The sequence below is a fragment of the Streptomyces sp. NBC_01669 genome (genome assembly GCF_026339735.1).
In the GTDB taxonomy this organism is placed as follows: domain Bacteria; phylum Actinomycetota; class Actinomycetes; order Streptomycetales; family Streptomycetaceae; genus Streptomyces; species Streptomyces yanii.
Genome location: NZ_JAPEQG010000001.1, coordinates 3,150,368 through 3,169,045, shown reverse-complemented (window position 1 = coordinate 3,169,045; position 18,678 = coordinate 3,150,368). Strand labels below are relative to the sequence as shown.

Annotated in this window: 20 protein-coding genes; 8 read left to right on the top strand and 12 right to left on the bottom strand. The window is 69.6% G+C overall.

The annotated features are described in order from the left end of the window. Positions 1-120: 120 nt before the first annotated feature. Both OG972_RS13820 and OG972_RS13815 read right to left on the bottom strand, forming a co-directional pair. Complete coding sequence (locus OG972_RS13820) at positions 121-771, bottom strand: response regulator transcription factor (RefSeq protein WP_266981434.1); 651 nt, start codon at positions 769-771, stop codon at positions 121-123. Then, on the bottom strand, positions 768-1,964 hold the full coding sequence (locus OG972_RS13815) for a sensor histidine kinase (protein ID WP_266990471.1): 1,197 nt from the start codon (positions 1,962-1,964) through the stop codon (positions 768-770). The genes OG972_RS13820 and OG972_RS13815 overlap by 4 nt, the downstream gene beginning before the upstream one ends. A gap of 151 nt (positions 1,965-2,115) precedes the next feature. Here OG972_RS13815 and OG972_RS13810 point away from each other — a divergent pair, with 151 nt between their 5' ends. Continuing rightward, positions 2,116-2,658 (top strand): hypothetical protein, encoded by a 543-nt coding sequence (locus OG972_RS13810; protein WP_266981432.1) that lies wholly within the window; start codon positions 2,116-2,118, stop codon positions 2,656-2,658. Between the two features lie 61 nt (positions 2,659-2,719). Here OG972_RS13810 and OG972_RS13805 read toward each other — a convergent pair whose 3' ends face one another. Continuing rightward, positions 2,720-3,292 carry a cob(I)yrinic acid a,c-diamide adenosyltransferase gene (locus OG972_RS13805; RefSeq protein WP_266981430.1) on the bottom strand — a complete coding sequence of 191 codons (573 nt, stop codon included), beginning with the start codon at positions 3,290-3,292 and terminating at the stop codon, positions 2,720-2,722. Positions 3,293-3,316: 24 nt separating this feature from the next. Further along, positions 3,317-3,484: a hypothetical protein gene (locus tag OG972_RS13800; RefSeq protein ID WP_266981429.1), complete on the bottom strand. Its 168-nt coding sequence runs from the start codon at positions 3,482-3,484 to the stop codon at positions 3,317-3,319. A 99-nt stretch (positions 3,485-3,583) separates the two neighbouring features. On the opposite strand from OG972_RS13800, the gene OG972_RS13795 reads away from it, so the two are divergent. The 4 genes from OG972_RS13795 to OG972_RS13780 all read left to right on the top strand — a co-directional run bounded on the left by OG972_RS13795 (position 3,584) and on the right by OG972_RS13780 (position 8,491). Further along, positions 3,584-4,225 (top strand): TetR/AcrR family transcriptional regulator, encoded by a 642-nt coding sequence (locus OG972_RS13795; protein WP_266981427.1) that lies wholly within the window; start codon positions 3,584-3,586, stop codon positions 4,223-4,225. Between the two features lie 173 nt (positions 4,226-4,398). Continuing rightward, positions 4,399-5,247: a 3-hydroxyacyl-CoA dehydrogenase family protein gene (locus OG972_RS13790; protein WP_266981425.1), complete on the top strand. Its 849-nt coding sequence runs from the start codon at positions 4,399-4,401 to the stop codon at positions 5,245-5,247. 236 nt (positions 5,248-5,483) lie between these two features. Further along, on the top strand, positions 5,484-5,807 hold the full coding sequence (locus OG972_RS13785) for an STAS domain-containing protein (RefSeq protein ID WP_266981423.1): 324 nt from the start codon (positions 5,484-5,486) through the stop codon (positions 5,805-5,807). 212 nt (positions 5,808-6,019) lie between these two features. Beyond that, the gene (locus OG972_RS13780; RefSeq protein ID WP_266981421.1) at positions 6,020-8,491 is read left to right on the top strand and encodes a lipopolysaccharide assembly protein LapB; all 2,472 of its coding nucleotides are present in this window, start codon (positions 6,020-6,022) and stop codon (positions 8,489-8,491) included. A gap of 88 nt (positions 8,492-8,579) precedes the next feature. On the opposite strand, the gene nucS is transcribed toward OG972_RS13780, so the two are convergent. Next, entirely contained in the window at positions 8,580-9,251 is a 672-nt protein-coding gene (gene nucS / locus OG972_RS13775) for an endonuclease NucS (RefSeq protein ID WP_030971518.1), read from the bottom strand. Positions 9,252-9,522: 271 nt separating this feature from the next. Between nucS and OG972_RS13770 the strand changes: the two genes are divergently transcribed. Further along, positions 9,523-9,915, top strand: a complete 393-nt coding sequence (locus tag OG972_RS13770) for an SCO5389 family protein (RefSeq protein ID WP_030971516.1) — start codon at positions 9,523-9,525, stop codon at positions 9,913-9,915. A 77-nt stretch (positions 9,916-9,992) separates the two neighbouring features. On the opposite strand, the gene OG972_RS13765 is transcribed toward OG972_RS13770, so the two are convergent. Further along, positions 9,993-11,045 (bottom strand): LLM class flavin-dependent oxidoreductase, encoded by a 1,053-nt coding sequence (locus OG972_RS13765; RefSeq protein WP_266981419.1) that lies wholly within the window; start codon positions 11,043-11,045, stop codon positions 9,993-9,995. A gap of 198 nt (positions 11,046-11,243) precedes the next feature. Here OG972_RS13765 and OG972_RS13760 point away from each other — a divergent pair, with 198 nt between their 5' ends. Then, positions 11,244-11,573, top strand: a complete 330-nt coding sequence (locus tag OG972_RS13760) for an ATP/GTP-binding protein (RefSeq protein WP_266981417.1) — start codon at positions 11,244-11,246, stop codon at positions 11,571-11,573. A gap of 21 nt (positions 11,574-11,594) precedes the next feature. On the opposite strand, the gene OG972_RS13755 is transcribed toward OG972_RS13760, so the two are convergent. The 3 genes from OG972_RS13755 to OG972_RS13745 all read right to left on the bottom strand — a co-directional run bounded on the left by OG972_RS13755 (position 11,595) and on the right by OG972_RS13745 (position 14,581). After that, complete coding sequence (locus OG972_RS13755; protein WP_266981415.1) at positions 11,595-12,470, bottom strand: ABC transporter permease subunit; 876 nt, start codon at positions 12,468-12,470, stop codon at positions 11,595-11,597. Next, positions 12,467-13,609, bottom strand: coding sequence for an ABC transporter ATP-binding protein (locus tag OG972_RS13750; protein WP_266981414.1), 1,143 nt, complete (start codon positions 13,607-13,609; stop codon positions 12,467-12,469). Before OG972_RS13750 ends, OG972_RS13755 begins: the two co-directional genes overlap by 4 nt. Positions 13,610-13,717: 108 nt before the next feature. Beyond that, positions 13,718-14,581 carry a hypothetical protein gene (locus tag OG972_RS13745; protein WP_266981413.1) on the bottom strand — a complete coding sequence of 288 codons (864 nt, stop codon included), beginning with the start codon at positions 14,579-14,581 and terminating at the stop codon, positions 13,718-13,720. 237 nt (positions 14,582-14,818) lie between these two features. Between OG972_RS13745 and OG972_RS13740 the strand changes: the two genes are divergently transcribed. Continuing rightward, complete coding sequence (locus tag OG972_RS13740; protein WP_266981411.1) at positions 14,819-15,718, top strand: hypothetical protein; 900 nt, start codon at positions 14,819-14,821, stop codon at positions 15,716-15,718. Here the strand turns inward: OG972_RS13740 and OG972_RS13735 are convergent. The 3 genes from OG972_RS13735 to OG972_RS13725 form a co-directional block, all read right to left on the bottom strand. Next, positions 15,699-16,478: an ABC transporter permease subunit gene (locus OG972_RS13735; RefSeq protein WP_266981409.1), complete on the bottom strand. Its 780-nt coding sequence runs from the start codon at positions 16,476-16,478 to the stop codon at positions 15,699-15,701. The genes OG972_RS13740 and OG972_RS13735 overlap by 20 nt on opposite strands. Before the next feature lie 5 nt (positions 16,479-16,483). After that, positions 16,484-17,497 (bottom strand): ABC transporter ATP-binding protein, encoded by a 1,014-nt coding sequence (locus OG972_RS13730; protein WP_266981407.1) that lies wholly within the window; start codon positions 17,495-17,497, stop codon positions 16,484-16,486. Between the two features lie 86 nt (positions 17,498-17,583). Beyond that, positions 17,584-18,522, bottom strand: coding sequence for a cellulose-binding protein (locus OG972_RS13725; RefSeq protein WP_266981406.1), 939 nt, complete (start codon positions 18,520-18,522; stop codon positions 17,584-17,586). Positions 18,523-18,678 lie beyond the last annotated feature (156 nt).

Sequence of the window (18,678 nt, the reverse complement as noted above, 5' to 3'; positions counted from 1 at the left end):
CAAACCCTGCGCCGCCCTGAGCCCGCCTTGTCATGGCGTGCTCACCGCAGTGTGCTCGGTGAGATTAGGAAGGTCTGGACCAACCGTCAAGAGGTCTGGACCATAGATCGGTGCTCAACCTCAGATGCCCAACTCCTGTGCCAGCACCGCGGCCTGGACCCGGCTGCGCAGATTCAGCTTCCCCAGCAAGCGGCTGACGTGCGTCTTCACCGTTGCCTCCGCCATCGAGAGGCGCACCGCGATCTCGGCGTTCGACAGCCCCTGGCCCAGGCACCCCAGCACCTCGCGCTCGCGTCGCGTCAGCGCGTCGAGGACCGCAGGATCGGGTGCGCCGGCCGCTCGCGCCGGGGCGGTCCCGGCGAACTCCGCGATCAGACGACGCGTCACGGCCGGGGCGATCATGCCCTCGCCGCGCGCCACCGTACGTACCGCTTGGAGCAGTTCATGCGCCTCGGTGTTCTTCAGCAGAAAGCCCGCAGCGCCCGCACGCAGAGCGCCGAAGACGTACTCGTCCAGATCGAACGTCGCCAGCACCAGCACATCGGCCAGCCCCTCCGCCACCACCTGCCGCGTCGCCGACACCCCGTCCAGCCGGGGCATCGACACGTCCATCAGCACCAGATCCGGGCGCAGTTCACGGGCCAGCCGCACCGCCGCCTCGCCGTCCGGCGCCTCCCCGACCACTTCGACATCGGGCGCACTGCGCAGAATCAGTACCAGCCCCGCCCGCACGGCCGACTGGTCCTCCGCCACCAGTACCCGGATCGTCATCCCTTCACTGTCCTTTCCTCGACGGGCAGTTCGGCCCGCACCCGCCAGATCTTCGGCCCGTCCCCGGTGGTGACGGGTCCCGCCGCGATCTCGCCGCCCAGCAGCGCGACCCGCTCCTGCATCCCGACGAGACCTGCCCCCGACCCCGGTGCACGCGGCCCAGGGCGGTCCCCGAGCACGCTCGTGACCTCCACCGTCAGCAGCCGTCCGGCCCGCCCGAGCCGCACCCCCACCGGGCCCGGCGCGGCATGCTTGAGCGCGTTCGTCAGGGACTCCTGGACGATCCGGTACGCGGCCAGCTCGACCGGCGTCGGCAGCGCCTCCTGCTCGCTGCGCGTGTCCATAAGGGTGCAGGTCAGCCCGCTCGACGCGGCGACCGTACGGGTCTGCTCGATCAGTGTGTCCAGAGCGGCCAGGGTCGGCGCGACGCTCGGTTCGGCCCCCTTGCTCCCGGTACGGAGCAGCCCGATCAGCCGTTGCATCTCGGCCAACCCCTCGACGCTGTTCTGCCGGATGACGCCGAGCGCGTCCCGGGAGGTCGAGGGCTCGTCGATGGAGAGCGCCGCGGTGGAGTGGATGGCGATCGCGGAGAGATGGTTGGCGACCATGTCGTGCAATTCACGGGCCATCCGGGCACGTTCGGCGGTCACCGCCTGCGCCCGGTCCATCTCGGCCAGCAGCGCCGTCTGTTCGGCGCGCAGCCGTGCGGTCTCCGCGGCGTCCCGGTGGTTCCGCACGCTGACCCCGGTGATCGCGGGCCCGAACGAGACCAGGCCGGAGACGATGCCGATGAGAAGTGCCTCGGGGCTGCGGAACCAGGCCAGGAACCCGATCGTGACCGCGACCGTGATGAGGAACGTGGTCACCGGGATGCGCCGGGCGGCGGCCGGGGAGCCGTACACCACCGCCGCGTACACGAGGTCCGTGAACATCAGCACGGTCGCCAGGTTCCCCGGCGTGAACTGATCGGCCGCCAGTGTGAGCGTGCCGATGACCAGCGCCGTTTGGGGCGCCGATCTGCGCAGCAGCTCCAGCGACGACATCACCGCGAGCGGCGGCAGGGTGGCCCACAGGGAGTCGAAGAGCCGGCCGGTCTGCATGGCCAGACCGACGGCCGTCAGGGATACACCGCTGAACAGCCCGATGACCGCGATGAGTACGTCGTGGCGGTGCGGGCGGGCAGGAAGGAGCACCTCCCCATCCAACACGGCCGCTGCGCCTCGGTCCTCCGTACCCGGGGCGATACGCGACTACATCGAAGGATGCAGTCGCGGTTCGTCACTGGCGACGACGAAGCGCGCAGGTGAAGCAAGCAGGATGAAGGGGACCGGGAGGAGGAGTGCCGTGATCGTCACGCTGATCGTGCTCTGCGAGATCGCCTTCTGGGTGCTGCTGGCCGCGGGACTCGCGCTGCGGTACCTGGCGAAGAAGCCGAGGCTCGGGGCCGCACTGCTGCTGTGCGAGCCGCTGCTGGAGCTCGTGCTGCTGGTGGTGACGGCCATCGACCTGAAGAACGGCGCCGAGCCGGACTGGAAGCACGGACTGGCCGCGGTGTACATCGGCTTCACCGTCGGACTCGGGCACTCGACCATCACGTGGGTCGACGCCCGCGTCGCCCACCGGTTCGCAGGTGGCCCGCCGCCGGTGAAACCGCCGAAGTACGGGATGCCGAGGGCGGTCCACGAGTGGCGGGTCGCGGCGCGGTGGGTGGTCGCGGCGGTGACCGCGCTGGCGCTGCTGGAAGGGGCGATCCGGTACGTGGGCGGGGACGGGGACGTGGGGTCGCTGCGGTCGTGGCAGCAGACGATGCTCTTCGTGATCGGGATCAACCTGATCATCGCCGTGAGCTACACGGTGTTCCCGAAGCGGGCGAAGGCGGAGCGGTAGGGGCAGGTCCCGTCCGGCCGACGTTGTCCTCGAACGCCGGACGGGACGAAGGGACCCCGGTCTACCGTTCCCCGCCCGGTACCCACAGCACGTCGCCGACTTCCTTGTTCGCCGTCCTCGCGAGGATGAACAGAAGGTCGGAGAGGCGGTTGAGGTACGTCGCGGTCAGCGCGTTCATCACCTCGCCGTGCACCTCCAGCGCCGCCCAGGTGGACCGCTCGGCCCGCCGGACCACCGTGCACGCCTGGTGCAGCAGCGCCGCCCCCGGCGTACCGCCCGGCAGGATGAAGGACCGCAGCTTCTCCAACTGCTCCAGGAAGTGGTCGCAGTCCGCCTCCAGCCGGTCGACGTAGTGCTGCTCGACCCGCAGCGGGGGGTACTTCGGTTCCTCGACGACCGGCGTCGACAGATCCGCACCCACGTCGAACAGGTCGTTCTGCACACGGACGAGGACCTTCACGACCTCCTCCGGCAGCTGCCCGAGCGCGATCGCCGTACCGATGACGGCATTGGCCTCATTGGTGTCGGCGTACGCCGAGATCCGCAGATCGGTCTTGGCGGTGCGGCTCATGTCGCCGAGGGCGGTCGTGCCCTGGTCGCCGGTACGGGTGTAGATGCGCGTCAGATTGACCATGCGGCCGAGCCTAGCCGGGCTCGCTCACGCTCCGGCGGTCCGGAACACGCGTGTGCCGACCATCACGCCGACCAGGGCGAACGCAGGAGCGACGAGGACTCCGGACAGCATCGTCGTGGAACCGTACGTGCCCACGTACGCGCTTCGCACCACGTCCGCCGGACAGCGGATCGGGATGAACCGTGACAGCACGTCCGGCCGGCCTGCTGACCGGCGTCACCCAAACAGGGTCCCTGAAACTTTGCGATGACACCAAAAATTAAGTGACATCAGCAAAGCTAGGATGGCGGTATGGCAGAGGGGCTCAGGGAGCGGAAGAAGCGGCAGACCAGGCAGCACCTCTCGGATGTGGCCACCGCCCTCTTCCTGGAGCGCGGCTTCGACGCGGTCACCATCGCGGAGATCGCGCAGGTCGCTGAGGTCTCCGTGAACACGGTCTACAACTACTTCCCGACCAAGGAGGACCTGTTCCTCGACCGCAGCAGCGATGTCGTCGGCCTCCTCTCGCGTTACGTGCGCGGCCGCCATCGGGGCGAGTCCGCCGCCGACGCCGTCCTGCGCGAACTGCGCATCCAGGTCGAAAGCGTCTCGTCGACGGTCGGCCTGATCGAGGGGTACGAGCGCTTCATGCGGGTCGTCCAGGAGGCCGACAGCCTCAAGGCCCGCCTCTGGTACATCCAGCAGGATGCGCTCGTCCATCTGGAGACGACCCTGCGCGAGGAGGCCGGCGCAGGCCCCGGCGACCCGCTGCCCCTGCTGGTGGCCGGTCAGCTCTCCTGGGTCCACTCCACCCTGCTCGGCCACATCGGGCGCGAGATGGTCGCCGGCCGCAAGCCGGCCGAGGTGTCCCGCGAAGCCCTCGTCCTCCTCGACGAGATGGAGGACGTGCTCGGGGACAAGGTGCTCAACTACGCGCGACGCGCTGCCGAATGACGCGTCCCGGTGTGATGTCCGTCATGTGAGACGTGACGCGCATCTCTTCACCGCCCCAGCGCGCCTCACGGGTACTAATCTCCGCCGGAGAGCATGTGAACAACCGTTAAGAATCCGTCCGGACCGTCGTCGCGGACGACGGCCGTCGGGGCCGAACGCAAAGGGGTGCGAACGTGGCCAGGAAGCTCGCCGTCATCGGGGCCGGACTCATGGGGTCCGGTATCGCGCAGGTCTCCGCCCAGGCGGGCTGGGACGTCGTGCTGCGTGATGTCACCGACGCGGCCCTGACCCGTGGTCGCGACGGCATCAAGGCCTCGTACGACAAGTTCGTCTCCAAGGGGAAGCTGGAGGCGGCCGACGCCGACGCCGCGCTGGCCCGCATCACCACGACCACCGATCTCGACGCGGTCGCCGACGCTGACGTCGTCGTCGAAGCCGTCTTCGAGAAGCTCGAGGTCAAGCACGAGATCTTCCGGGCCCTCGACAAGATCGTGCGGGACGACGCCGTCCTCGCCTCCAACACCTCCGCCATCCCGATCACCAAGATCGCGGCTGTCACGGAGCGCCCGGAGCGCGTCGTCGGTGTGCACTTCTTCTCGCCGGTCCCGATGATGCAGCTCTGCGAGCTCGTACGCGGCTACAAGACCAGCGACGAAGCCCTCGCCACCGCGCGCGAGTTCGCCGAGTCCGTCGGCAAGACCTGCATCGTGGTCAACCGTGACGTCGCCGGCTTCGTCACCACCCGGCTGATCTCGGCGCTCGTCGTCGAGGCCGCCAAGCTGTACGAGTCGGGTGTTGCCTCGGCCGAGGACATCGACATCGCCTGCAAGCTGGGCTTCGGCCACGCCATGGGGCCCCTCGCGACGGCGGACCTGACGGGCGTCGACATCCTGCTGCACGCCACGTCCAACATCTACACCGAGTCGCAGGACGAGAAGTTCGCGGCGCCGGAGTTGATGCGCCGGATGGTCGATGCAGGTGACATCGGCCGCAAGAGCGGGCAGGGCTTCTACACCTACTGATCGGTTTTGCGCCCCCGGGTGCCTGATCTGCCGTCGATCAGGCCCGGGAGCCGGGGGGAGGCTCCCGGCTGCGGTGGGCCTTCAGCGGGCCGATGTCACTCCACGGAGTGAATTCGGTATCGGTTCGCTTACAGACGGCAACTTCCCTGTGGCCGGCACAGTCAGTTGTGGCAGAGACGGAGCAGGGGCAGGAACAGACAGACGGACCGTCCATGGAGTATTCCCGGGGAGCGCATATGCACATCAGGGGCGACCACACCGAGCTGGTCGTCGGGGGCCGCCTCGACGTCCGGAGCGCGGCGGACGCCCGTACGGTCCTGCACTCCGCCCTCGACGACGGAGTCGGCGACCTGGTGCTCGACCTGACCGAGCTGGACTCCTGGGACGCCACCGGACTGGGCGTCATCATGGGCGCACACCGGAGGGCCGGGCGGGCCGGCCGGCGGCTGGTGCTCCGCGGCGTGCCGCCGCAGATGCAGCGCCTGCTGGTGGCGACCCGACTGCACCGCATTCTGGCCATCGAGGGCGGAATCGCCGCAGACTCCCTGCCGCGGGTGTAAAGGGCGTCCATGCGAACACGCACAATCCTCACGAGACCATGACGTCCTGGGCGGCGTGGCACCCCGATGGTTTGTAGATACTGTGCGAAGGTCTAGGGTTCGGCCGTCCCCCGAATGACGGAACCCTTGGGGCGGACACCGGACCAGAAGCGACAGCGGTGCGTGCGAGGCCGGGAGGGGCAACCGCGCGACGCGTCTGGGGGACTTTGGCGATGGACCCGATACACCGGGGGCCGGAAGATTTCGGCCAGGACAATGACGGCTACGGCGAGGAAAGCAGCCGGCGAACGCAGCCCCGCGCGCCGCTGACCAGCGATTTCGGTCAGCAGCCGACGCAGCAGGCGCGTGTTGTGCAGGTCGTCTCCGGCGACTTCCTGCTCACCGTCAACCCGGTCGACGGCAGCGAGGTCGAGCTCTGCCCGCCGGGGGAGCAGCCCTCCGTGCCGGTCCGCCGCACCGCCGCCGAGCGCACCGACCGCGAGCGTGCCGCCGCACCGCCCGTACCACCGGGTCCGCCCGCCCCCCAACTGCCGCTCCTGGAGCGCCAGGAGGAGCGCGAGCGGCTGGTACGTCTGCTGGCGCGCGGCCGCTCGGTACGGCTCACGGGGCCGGCCGGATCCGGCCGCACGGCGCTGCTGGGCGCTGTCGCCGCCGACTGCGCGGACCTCGCACCGGACGGAGTCGTCCGGCTCTCCGGCCTCAAGCGCACCGTCACGGACCTGCTGTACGGGCTCTTCGAGGCGGTCTACGACGCACCGCTGCTCCGCCCCGACCGTGCCGTGCTTCTCGAAAAGCTCGGGTCCATCGGCGCCGTCGTCGTCCTCGACGACCTGGAGTTCGGCGGGGCCGGGCTGGACGAGCTGCTCGACGCGACGCCCGAGTGCGCCTTCCTGATCGCCACCACCCCCGACGTCCCGGCGCCCACCGCCGACGCGCACCTCGAAGAGGTTTTCCTCGCAGGACTGGGCCGCAGCGCCTCCGTCGCGCTGCTGGAACAGGTCGTCGAGCGGCCGCTCACCGACGACGAGGCGAACTGGGCGGGTGACCTCTGGTTCGAGTCCGAGGGGCTGCCGCTGCGCTTCGTCCAGGCGGGCGCCCTGCTGCGCCAGCGCGACATGCTGCGCACCGACCCGACCGCCTACGACGAGCAGGGCTACGCCGAGGGCCGGCCCGTCGACGACGTCTTCGCGAAGGGCGCCGACGGCCAGGACGTACCGCTGCCCAGCCTCGGTGAGGGCGCGGCACCCGCCGCGCTGCTCGCCTCCCGGCTGAGCGGTCCGGCACGCGACACCCTGCACTTCTCGGTCGCACTCGGCGGCGAGGTGCCGCACCAGGCGCATCTGCCGGCGCTCGTGGGGGACACCCACGCCGATGCCGCGCTCGGTGAGCTGGCCGCCTGCGGACTGCTCTCCCCGGCCGGTTCCCGCTACCGGCTGGCCCCCGGAGTCGTCGCCCAGCTGGAGGCCGCCGGATACGGCGAGGACGCGGACGACCGGGCCCGCACCGCCGCCCAGCACTACGCCTGGTGGGCCGGGCACCCCTCGGTCACCGCCGCCCGTGCCGTCGCCGAGGCCGACGCGATCGTCGCGGCCATGACCCGGCTGGTCCCCGGTGACGGGGCCGGACAGGTCAGCGCCGCCGTGCTGCTGGCCCGCAGCGCCGCCCCCGCCTTCGCGGCCGGGCTGCACTGGAGCGGCTGGGAGAAGACCCTGCGGCTGGGGCAGGAGGCCGCCAGGATTGCCGGTGAGGTCGCGGAGGAGGCCTACTTCCACCACGAGTTGGGCGTCCTCGCACTCTGCAACGGGAATCCGGACCGGGCCAGGGCCGAACTGGAGACCTCGATCGGCATGCGCGGCGCGCTCGCCGACAAGTCCGGGGCAGTGGCCGGACGCCGGGCACTCGCCCTGGTCGCGGACCGCGCCGGCACATTGCCCGGCGGCCGCACACCGGCAGGCGAGGAGACACCGGCCGCACGGTACGACGAGTTCGTGTCGCCGCCCGGCGGCATACCCGCGGCCGGGCCGATGGTGCTGCCGCGGATGTCCGAGGACGACACCGCGCTGATATCCCGGGCCGTCCCGGCATCCGGCACCGATGGATTCGACGGCCGCAAGGCGGTGCTGGGCGGCGCCCGGCGCAATCTGGTCGCGGCAGGCGCGGGCGTCCTGCTGGCCGCGGTGCTCGGCACCGTGGTGACGCTCGGCATGACGTCCAGCAGCGACGCCCGGGACGGCGGAAGCGTCTCGACCGAGCAGTCGGCGGGCGAGGACGACAGCGAGAACGGGCTCCCGGCCGACGAGCCGGCGGACGACTCGACACCGGGCGGAGCCTCGTCGAGCGGCTCGCCCTCGACGCCGGGACCGTCCGGCAGTCAGGTCACCCCGAGCGGCAGCGGTGCACCGTCCTCGGAGTCGAGCGGGCCGAGCGACAGCCCGAGTTCGGGCCGGCCGACGAGCGGGAGGCCCAGTTCCCCGGGCACGCCCACCAAGTCGCCGACCAGGACACCCACGAAGACGCCGACCAAGACGGCCACTCCGACCCCGACGGAGACGCAGCCGACCGACACCCCCACCCCGACCGACACCCCGACGGAGCCGACACCCCCGGGCACCTCCGACTCGGCGAGCGGCCCGTCCACGACGGCGAGCGCCTCCGGCACCTCTGCGGAACCGGTCGTGGCCTGAGAGGCTCTGAGCGCACGTCCGCACAGACGTGGAAGGCCCCGGACCGCACAGCGCGGGTCCGGGGCCTTCCGTGGTGCGGTGACCGTGGTCAGAACAGGCGGAGCTTGTCGTCCTCGATGCCGCGCATGGCGTCGTAGTCGAGCACCACGCAGCCGATTCCGCGGTCCGTCGCCAGCACCCGGGCCTGCGGCTTGATCTCCTGCGCCGCAAAGATGCCCTTCACCGGGGCGAGGTGGGGATCGCGGTTGAGCAGTTCCAGGTAGCGGGTCAGCTGCTCCACGCCGTCGATGTCACCGCGGCGCTTCAGCTCCACGGCCACGGTCTTCCCGTCCGCGTCCCGGCACAGGATGTCGACCGGGCCGATGGCGGTGGGGTATTCGCGGCGGATCAGGGTGTAGCCCTCGCCGAGGATCTCGATCCGGTCGGCGAGGAGTTCCTGCAGGTGTGCTTCCACGCCGTCCTTGATGAGGCCCGGATCGACGCCCAGTTCGTGCGAGGAGTCGTGGAGGATCTCCTCCATCGTGATGATCAGTTTTTCGCCCGCTTTGTTCACCACGGTCCAGACGCCCTCGGTGTCGTCGGCGCCCTCCTTCAGTGTGCAGGGCGGTGACATCCAGTTGAGGGGTTTGTACGCCCTGTCGTCGGCATGGATGGAGACGCTCCCGTCCGCCTTCACCAGGATGAGACGGGGAGCGGAGGGCAGGTGGGCCGTGAGCCGGCCCGCGTAGTCCACGGAGCAGCGGGCGATGACGAGACGCATGGTCCGCAACGCTACTCGACGACGGGTGCCCGGCGCGATTCTCCCTCCGCCGCCCCACCACCATCGCCCACCACAGCGCTTCAGGACCTCGGGCTTGCCCCTCTTTGCGCACCTTCGTTATTGGCCGGTTGTGTTCCCAATCTCCTGGTGCGGCCCGGACTGCGCCCTTACCGTGGAAGCAGGAGGTCGCCGCGCGTGTACGCTGCGTCGCCGTCCTCCTTCCCTGCCCGTAAGGCCCCGGCCGTCCGCCGGGGTCGCGAGAGGAGAACCCATGTCGCTCGACGTCTCACCGGCGCTGTTGGAACAGGCCGAGCGAGGCGAGGTCGACGAAGCCGACTTCGTCGACTGCGTCCGGACCTCCCTGCCCTACGCATGGGAGATGATCAGCTCTCTGGTGGCCCAGCTGAAGGTCGACGGCGGCGAGTTCGCCGACAACCAGACGCCCCCGCCGGATGAGCAGGCACGTGGTCAGCTGCTGCGTGCGCTCGCGAGTGATGCGATACGCGGTGCGCTGCAGCGGCACTTCGGGGTGCGCCTGGCATTCCAGAACTGCCACCGCGTCGCGGTGTTCCCGCTGGACGCCTCGGTCGACGAGCGGCTGGCCCGATTCACTTCGGTGCGGGGCCAGTTGCTCAACCAGTCGCCCGAACTACGGGACTGCTGAACGCTTCTGCTGCCGCTCCGGGCCGCGGGAGGTGCAACTGGCTCCGGGGCGGCAGCTCCCTGTACTCCTACGGGTGTTCATGTCAGTAGTGGCAGTACCTCGGTGCCCAGCCGCGCTACGTTCTCCTCCGTGGCCGCCAGATCTCCCGAACCCTCCACCAGGAGCGCGAACCTGGTGATGCCTGTCCGCTCGGCGGTTGCGGCGAGCCGGTCTGCGGCGAGCCCGGGCGGGCCCACCGGATGAAGGCCGCAGAGCAACTCCGTATAGGCGACCGGGTCGCGCATCACGCGGTGCCTGCCGTCGACCGTCACATGGGCGTCCAGTCCCTGTCGCAGCCACCCCGGCATCGCCTTCACGAGTGTCTCCACGGCCTCCTCGGACCGGTCCGCGATCTGGGCGACGCCCGCGGAGACATGGCCCGCCTCCCGGACACTCTCGGGCGACCGGCCCGCGGCGAGCGCGGTGGAGCGCCACAGGGCGACCATCTCGGCCTTCTCCTCGTCGCCGCAGTGCATTCCGAGAAGCATCGGCAGGCCGTTCTCGGCGGCGAGTTTCACGCTCTTCGGCGACGTGCACGCGACGATCACCTCGGGGCCGCCCGGCCCTTGCGTGCCGTTCCCGTCGTTCTCGTCGAGCAGCTCGTCGGCCCGGGGGACCACCGCGACCTCACGGAAGCCGAATCGCTCCCCGTTGCCCGCCACGCGTGGTTCGCGCAGCCAGTCGAGCAGCAGGTCCAACGACTCCGGGAAGCCCGTCTCGTACGCCTCCAGGCCCCCTCCGAACACCTCCAGGTCCACCCAGGGGCCGCCCCGTCCCACGCCGAGGGAGAATCTGCCCCCGCTGGTGAGATGGAGCAGCGCGGCCTGTTCACCGAGCGCCACCGGATGCTGGTTCGGCAGCACGCTGACCGCCGTACCGACCCGGATCCTGCGGGTGCGGCCGAGCAGCAGCGCGGCCAGCGTGACGGCGGACGGGCAGACCCCGTACGGCACGAAATGATGTTCTGCCAGCCAGACCGAATCGAGCCCGGACTTCTCCGCGACCTCGGTGGACCGGATCGCGCGATGCAGCGCCTCCCCCGGCCCCTGCCCCGGAAACTGGGCTGCCAGTACGAACGTTCCCACGCGCATCGCCAATTACCTCCTTGTGGCCGACGCGGCTCTCCCCTACTGGCAACAACGTCTGACACGTGCCAAAGGCACGGTCCACGGCGAAGTTGTTGCGATTTTCCGGTAACCCGTCCTGTCCCGGGCGGTACCGGACGCCTGCCCCGGCCGAATGGCCCTACGCTTGACGGGAACTGCCCAGCCTGCCCTGTGAGGTGTCACGTGTCCCCGCGCCGTAACCGTCCCCGAGGCGGCGAGAATCCCTCCGACAGCGCGAGCGTGTCGGGGGAGCGCTACGGCGGGGGCGGGCGCGCCGAGGAATGGCAGGGCGAGCAGTGGTCGGTGCGCCCGGTCAGCGGTGCGAGCGCGGCGGGAAAGCGGTATCGCTGCCCCGGCTGCGACCAGGAGATCCCGTCCGGCGTACCGCACCTCGTCACTTGGCCCGAGTACGGCGGGATCGACGACCGCAGGCACTGGCACAAGGCGTGCTGGAACGCGAAGGACCGCCGCACCACGAGGGTGCAGCGGTCCAGGAACGCGCCGCGCTATTGAGCTCCGCAGGACGGGAACCGGTCAGACGTCGCGGCTCTCCAGTGACGCGAAGGCACCGATCATGGCCACGGCAGTGACGCCGATCATGATCCACAGCGGCTCCCAGCCGGACGGTCCCGACGCGGAGACCGAGGCGTCGTACAGCCCGCCGAGCTGGCTGGGGATCGAGTACTCGAAGAGGGCCTGCTGCACATCGGCGAGCGACTGCGAAAACATGAACATGGCCAGCACCAGCGGCAGCAGTACCACCGCGATCATGATCGTGATCGCGCCGGCGGAGTGCCGGATGAGAGCGCCGACCGCAAGCGACAGCAGTCCCAGGGTCGCGATGTAGAGACCGACGCCGACCGTGGCGCGCAGCCAGTCGTCACCGCTCGCGGTACCGCCGTCCAGGATGGCCGTCTGCAGCGCGGCGACGAGCGTGGTCATCACGGTCGTGATGGTGAAGGTGAGCAGGAAGAAGACGATCGCCTTCGCGCTCAGCACCCGGGCGCGGCTGGGGCAGGCCGTCAGCGTCGTACGGATCATGCCGGTGCCGTACTCGGTGGCGATGGTCATCACGCCGAGTGTGATCACACAGATCGAACCGAGAAGCACCCCGAAGAAGCCGAAGCTGAGCACCTTGGTGGAGCCGATCTCGGAGTCGGACGCGTTGACAGCGACGGCCGACAGCAGTCCGATGCCGAGCAGCAGCACGATCATGATGCCGAGCGTCCACATCGTGGAGCGCACGGAGCGGATCTTGGTCCACTCGGAGGCGAGCGCGTCGGCGAGGGTGGCGCGGCGCTGCGGGATGGGCGACGTGTACAGATCGGTGGGCGCCGGCGCCCAGTTCTGCTGCGGGTACTGCTGCGCCTGCTGCTGGTACGGCGCCTGCGGGGTCGGCGGCGTTGTCATCGGGCGTCCTCGCTGGTGTCGCGCTTGGTCAGGTCTGCGGGGCCGGCTGCGGGCGCGGCGGGCGCGGGCACGGCCGGGGCGGCCACGGGGGGTGCCGCGTACGGGTTCTGTCCGGGCGGCGGCGGGGCGTACCAGCCCTGCTGCGGCACCTCCGGGACGGTCGGCAGCGGCGGTGCGTATCCGCCGCCCGGCACGGGCTGCTGCAGCCCGGCCTTCTGGTCCACCGTGGAGCGGTAGTCCACGGCGCCCTGCGTCATCCGCATGTACGCCTCCTCCAGCGAGGCCTGGTGCGGTGAGAGCTCCCACAGCCGCACATCCGCCCCGTGCGCCAGGTCACTGATCCGCGGCAGCTGCAGCCCGGTGACCCGCAGGGCCCCGCCCGGCTCGGACATGACCTGGCCGCCCGCCTCGGTGAGCGCGGCGGTCAGCTTCTCCCGCTGCTCGGGCTGCGCATCCGGGACCCGTACCCGCGCGAAATCGGCCGAGTTGGCGGAGATGAAGTCCTTGACGCTCATATCGGCGAGCAGCTGACCGCGCCCGATCACGATCAGATGATCGGCGGTGAGCGCCATCTCGCTCATCAGATGGCTGGAAACAAAGACCGTACGGCCCTCGGACGCCAGCAAACGCATCAGATTGCGGACCCAGAGGATGCCCTCCGGGTCGAGGCCGTTGACCGGCTCGTCGAAGAGCAGCACCTGCGGGTCGCCCAGCAGCGCCGCCGCGATCCCGAGCCTCTGCCCCATGCCGAGCGAGAATCCCTTGGACCGCTTCCTGGCGACGTCCTGCAGGCCCACGACACCGAGCACCTCGTCGACCCGGGCGGCCGGGATACCCGCGAGCTGCGCCAGCGAGAGCAGGTGGTTACGGGCGCTGCGGCCTCCGTGCACCGCCTTGGCGTCCAGCAGCGCACCCACCTGGCGCGGCGCGTTCGGCAGGCTGCGGAAGGGATGCCCGCCGATCGTCACGTGGCCGGACGTCGGCTGGTCCAGGCCGAGCATCATGCGCATGGTGGTGGACTTGCCCGACCCGTTGGGACCGAGGAATCCGGTGACGGCGCCGGGCCGCACCTGGAAGGAAAGGTTGTACACGGCCGTCTTCGCGCCGTAGCGCTTGGTCAGGCCGACTGCCTCGATCATGCTCCAGCCCCATCGACTTATCTGTCGTCGGGGCCCAGGCCGTCAGGCCGCACGCCCCCCGTAAGAGTTAGGAGGATATCCAGGCCTTGACGGTTCCGGCCAAGCCGTTCAGGGGAGCGAGTCGCCGAGAGGCGGCAGGTCGTCGTAAAGCCGCAGGTCGGCGGAAGCGTCGAGGTACGGCAGGAAGTCGGTCTGCGGGAGTACCCATCCCTCCTCGCCGAAGATCCGGGTGCCCTCCTCGCGCAGGCCGGGATCGATGCCCGCCTTCTTGACCCAGGACGACGGGTCGGGGCCGAGCAGTTCACCGAGACGGGGCGAAGCGGCGAGCAGGGCGGCGAGGAGCTCGGACTGGTCGCCGCCGCCGGGACGCGGCGTGCCGTCCGGGCCGGCCAGTACACCGTGCGAGCTGAAGTAGATGTACGCGCCGCCGAGCCGTTCCCCGGACGGCATGGTCATCGGGAATTCGTCGCCGGGCAATATCGCCCGCCGGTAGTCGGGGAACTCGGTGGCATCGACGGCTTCCAGCTGCTCGGCGTCCAGCCAGGCGACGACGAGGACCGCGCTCGCGCCCCGGTCCACGTACGGCGTGCCCGCGACATAGCCGGCCGGACTGATGTGCCCGGAGCAGCCGACGCCGATGCCCTCCACCCGTACCGGCACCATCGGCACGGTGACCGGGATGCCGAGCCGGGTGAGCTTGTGACTGACCTGGCCGGGGGACGCGTTGGAGCCGACCGCGACGACCGGATGCCGACTGCCGGTCACGACCTGGCCGCGTTGCCGCAGTTCCTCGTCGAGCTGCCGCTTCTCCTCGACGTACCAGTCGCCGAGCCGCATCGGGCGGACGCTCAGCTGAAGCAGTTCGTCGCCGTCGAGCAACGAGGGCTCGGTGGTCGGGCGGCCGGGATAGGTCAGCGGTTCCTTCGCCGGAACGTCGTCCAGGCCCAGCGCAGCGAGGCTTCGGTCCTTCATGGGGACGTCCTTCGGTAGGTCACGGGCACGGGCAGAGCCTTCCACACCCGGTCTACCCGCAGCGAGCACCGGGGGCACCCCGCGCGCGGGATTCGCCGGAGCCGAATGCGGGCAAGGAGCCCCTCGCACGAGGTTCTGAATGGGGGCGAACCGATGTGGATACCCGCACGACGACGGAGCGAAAGATCGCATCCGCGTCACCGGACGTCCGTCCGCTGGTGGGTCGCGGGCCGTTCCGTGCACGCGCTGATGCTGATGGCGCTGAGCGCGCTGGTCTGTCTCGCCGTAATCATCGCGGCCGTCTGGACCCTGACCGAGCACTCCTCCCGCAGCGTCGGCGACCGCTTCCGCGACGGAGAGGGGCTGTTGAACCTGACCCTGGGGGCACTGCGGGCCTGCGTGGGCACGGACAGCCTCAGCCCCGAGCAGGACAGCCTCGCCCACCAACTGCTGGCCACCCTGGCCTCATTGACGGGCGCGCTGGCACCCGCCGTGGTGCTCGGCATCGTCCTGATCAAGTTGTTCGCGCTGCGCCCGTTCGTCTGGCGGCGGCGCGCGAGCGTCTCGCCGACCCGTACCGCCGACTTTCCCGTGCCCGCGGGCGCAGCGGCGGACCATGCCGTCATCGCGGTGCGCTTCTACAACTACTTCGACAACCTCTCGGTCGTCGATCTCAGAGCCCGGGTGCATCTGCGCTACCTGGAGACGTCGCCCTTCGACGGCAGCCGTGTCATCTACAAGAAGTGGCTCAAGGTCCTGGACGAGAAGGGGCAGCGGGCCGACGAGCGTTCGTGGCTCGCCGTGGAGCGAGGCGCGCCCTTCACCGTATGGATCCCGGTGGACGCCACCGTGGGGCAGCTGCCTCTTGCCAGTATTCAGGGCAAGGATCTGTCCGCGTCGGAGGACGCCAAACTCATGGTGAGGCTGACGGCGCGGGCGGTGGGTCTCGGCAGTGAGGTGGCTGACGAGCGGTGGTTCGACCTGGACGCGGCCCGGGGCGATTTCGAGCTCGGCCGGTTCGTCCCGCTCAAGGCGGACCCTGAGCGGGACGTCTGGCAGTGGGAGGGCTGGGAGGACTTCGACTCGATACTGACCGAGTCCGAGTCGGACCTGCCGGCTACGCGTCCCGCTTCTTGAGCACGAGGTACCCACCGATCAGCGCGGCCACCACCCACGCGGCCAGAATGCCGAGCCCGCCCCACGGCCCGTACGGCGCCGGCTCGCTGTTCATGGCGGCCGGAACCACCTGCATGATCTTGGAGCCTGCCTGGTCGGGAAAGTAGCGGGCCACGTTCTTGGCGCCCGGGACCGCCGACAGGATCTGCGAGACGAGGAAGAAGAACGGCATCAGAATGCCGAGCGACAGCATCGAGCTGCGCAGCATCGTCGCCACACCCATGGAGAAGATCGCGATCAGCCCCATGTAGATGCCGCCGCCGAAGACCGCGCGCAGGACATTCTCCGCACCGATGTCCGTGCGATGGTCGCCGAGGAGTGCCTGGCCGAGGAAGAACGTGGCGAAGCTGGTGGCCAGCCCGACCACCAGCGACAGCACACCTGCGACGAGGATCTTGCTGAAGAGGAACGAGCCGCGCTGCGGCACGGCCGCCAGCGAGGTACGGATCATGCCGGAGCTGTACTCCGTGCTGACCACCAGGACACCGAAGACGACCATCGCGAGCTGACCCAGGACCATCCCGGAGAAACTCAGGAGGGCCGGGTCGAAGGTGGCCTGCTCCGCCGCGGGGAGTTCGTCGAACTGGGAGTTCATCAGTGCGCAGAGCGCCGCGCTCATCGCCGCGGTGACGGCGAACGCGGAGATCAGGGTCCAGGTGGTGGAGGAGACCGTACGGATCTTGGTCCACTCGGAGGTCAGGACCGCGGGTACCGATGCCATCGTCGTCACGCCCCCTTTCCGGGGCCGGAGGTGCCGGACGTGAAGCTGTCGTGCTGCTGGTTCCACTGCTCGCCCCACTGGGGGCCCGCGGGCGGTGGCGGCCACCCGGCGTGGTCCGCATGGGCGTGGTACTCCACGGAGTCCGCCGTCATCTGCATGAATGCCTCCTCCAGCGAGGCCCGTTGGGAGCTCAGCTCATGCAGCACGATCTGGTGCTGCGCGGCCAGCTCGCCGAGCTGTTCGCTGGTGGAGCCATCGATCTCCAGCACGCCGCTCCCCGATTCGACCGCGATGATGCCCGCCTCGTGCAGCACATCGCGCAGCCGTTCCTGCTGCGGGGAGCGCATTCGTACATAACTGCGCGAGTTCTGGTGGATGAAATCGGCCATCGAGGTGTCGGCGAGCAGGCGGCCCTGGCCGATGACGATCAAGTGTTCTGCGGTGAGCGCCATTTCGCTCATCAGATGCGAGGAGACGAAGATCGTCCGGCCTTCCGCCGCGAGCGTCTTCATCAGATTGCGGATCCAGTGAATTCCCTCGGGGTCCAGACCATTGACGGGTTCGTCGAACATCAGGATCTCGGGATCACCGAGCAGCGCGGCCGCGATTCCGAGCCGCTGACCCATTCCGAGGGAGAACGACTTGGACTTCTTCTTCGCCACCGCGGTCAGGCCGACGGTGTCGAGGACTTCCGGGACGCGGCTCTCCGGGATGCGATTGCTCTGCGCGAGACAGAGCAGATTGTCGTACGCGCTGCGTCCTCCGTGCATCGACTTGGCGTCGAGCAGCGCACCGATGTGTTTCAGGGGCTCCGACAGCTCACGGTAGTGCTTGCCGTCGATCCGCACCGATCCGCTGGTCGGGTTGTCGAGATCGAGCATCATCCGCATCGTGGTGGACTTGCCCGCCCCGTTCGGGCCCAGAAAACCCGTCACCATTCCAGGCCTGACCTGGAATGAAAGGTGGTCGACGGCAACCTTGTTACCGAAGCGCTTGGTGAGGCCATCAAGCTCGATCATGCGCTCACGCTAGAACGGCCACGCGCCCGGCGCCACCACAAGGGCGGAACCGGGCGCGCAAAGGGTACAGCTGAGGTACCGGGGCGTCAGCGGGTCTGCTGAGCCGGGACACCACGGGTGACGGGCTCGTCGTCCACCGGCGAACCCGCGGCGGCCACTGCGGCACCGGTCAGCGTCGCCAGCATCTCGCGGACGTTGGTCAGCTGCGCGTTGATGGAGTCGCGGCGGTTGGTGAGTGCCGCCAGTTCGCGCTCCGATTCGCTGCGGATCCGGTCGGCCTTGGCGTTCGCGTCGGCCACGATGTCCTCGGACTGGCGCTGCGCGGTCTCCACGGTCTGACGCGCCCGGCGCTCGGCGTCCGTACGGAGCTTCTCGGCCTCCAGGCGGAGCTGCTCGGCGCGGTGCTCGATCTCGGCGAGGCGCTTCTCGGCCTTGGCCTGACGGGATGCGAGGTCGCGCTCCGACTGGTCGCGGCGCTTGGCCAGGTTGGTCTCGAAGTCCGCGGCGGCCTGGGCGGCCTTGGCGCGGGTCTCCTCGAAGAGGGCCTCGGCCTCCTCGCGCTTCTGCGCCGCGTCCTTCTGGGCCTCGGTACGCAGCGCGTTGGCCTCACCCTTGGACTTCTCGACGATGCGGACGCCCTCGTCCTCGGCCTTCGCCTTGCGCTCGGTGGCGAACGACTCGGCGTCGTTGCGTACCTGCTGGGCGGCCGACTCGGCGAGCTCGCGGTGCTGCTCGGCGGCGCGACGGGCCTCGTCGCGCAGGTCCTTCGCCTCCTCCTCGGCGAGGCGGAGAATCTTCTCCACACGCGCACCGAGACCCGCGTACGACGGCTCTGCGTCGTTCACCTGGGCCTGGGCGTTCTGCGTTTCGAGGTGAAGCTCCTCGATGCGCTTTTCCAGAGACGTGATGCGGGTCAGAGCACTATCACGGTCGGCGACGAGCTTGGTAATGCGGTCATCCACCTGACCGCGGTCGTAACCACGCCGCACGAGCTCGAAGCCGAAGGGGGAGGAAGGGTCACTCATGGGGTTCCTGTCGAAGTAAGACCGGTGAGGTGATAGAGGGAATCCTAGGGGCCTGGGCGGCGTGTCATCGAGTGGATGCCCGTTTGATCTGGAGAATGACACCCCTTTTGAGTGGCTGACCCCCGGAACCCTTGCCACTCGGAGGGTTGAACGTTC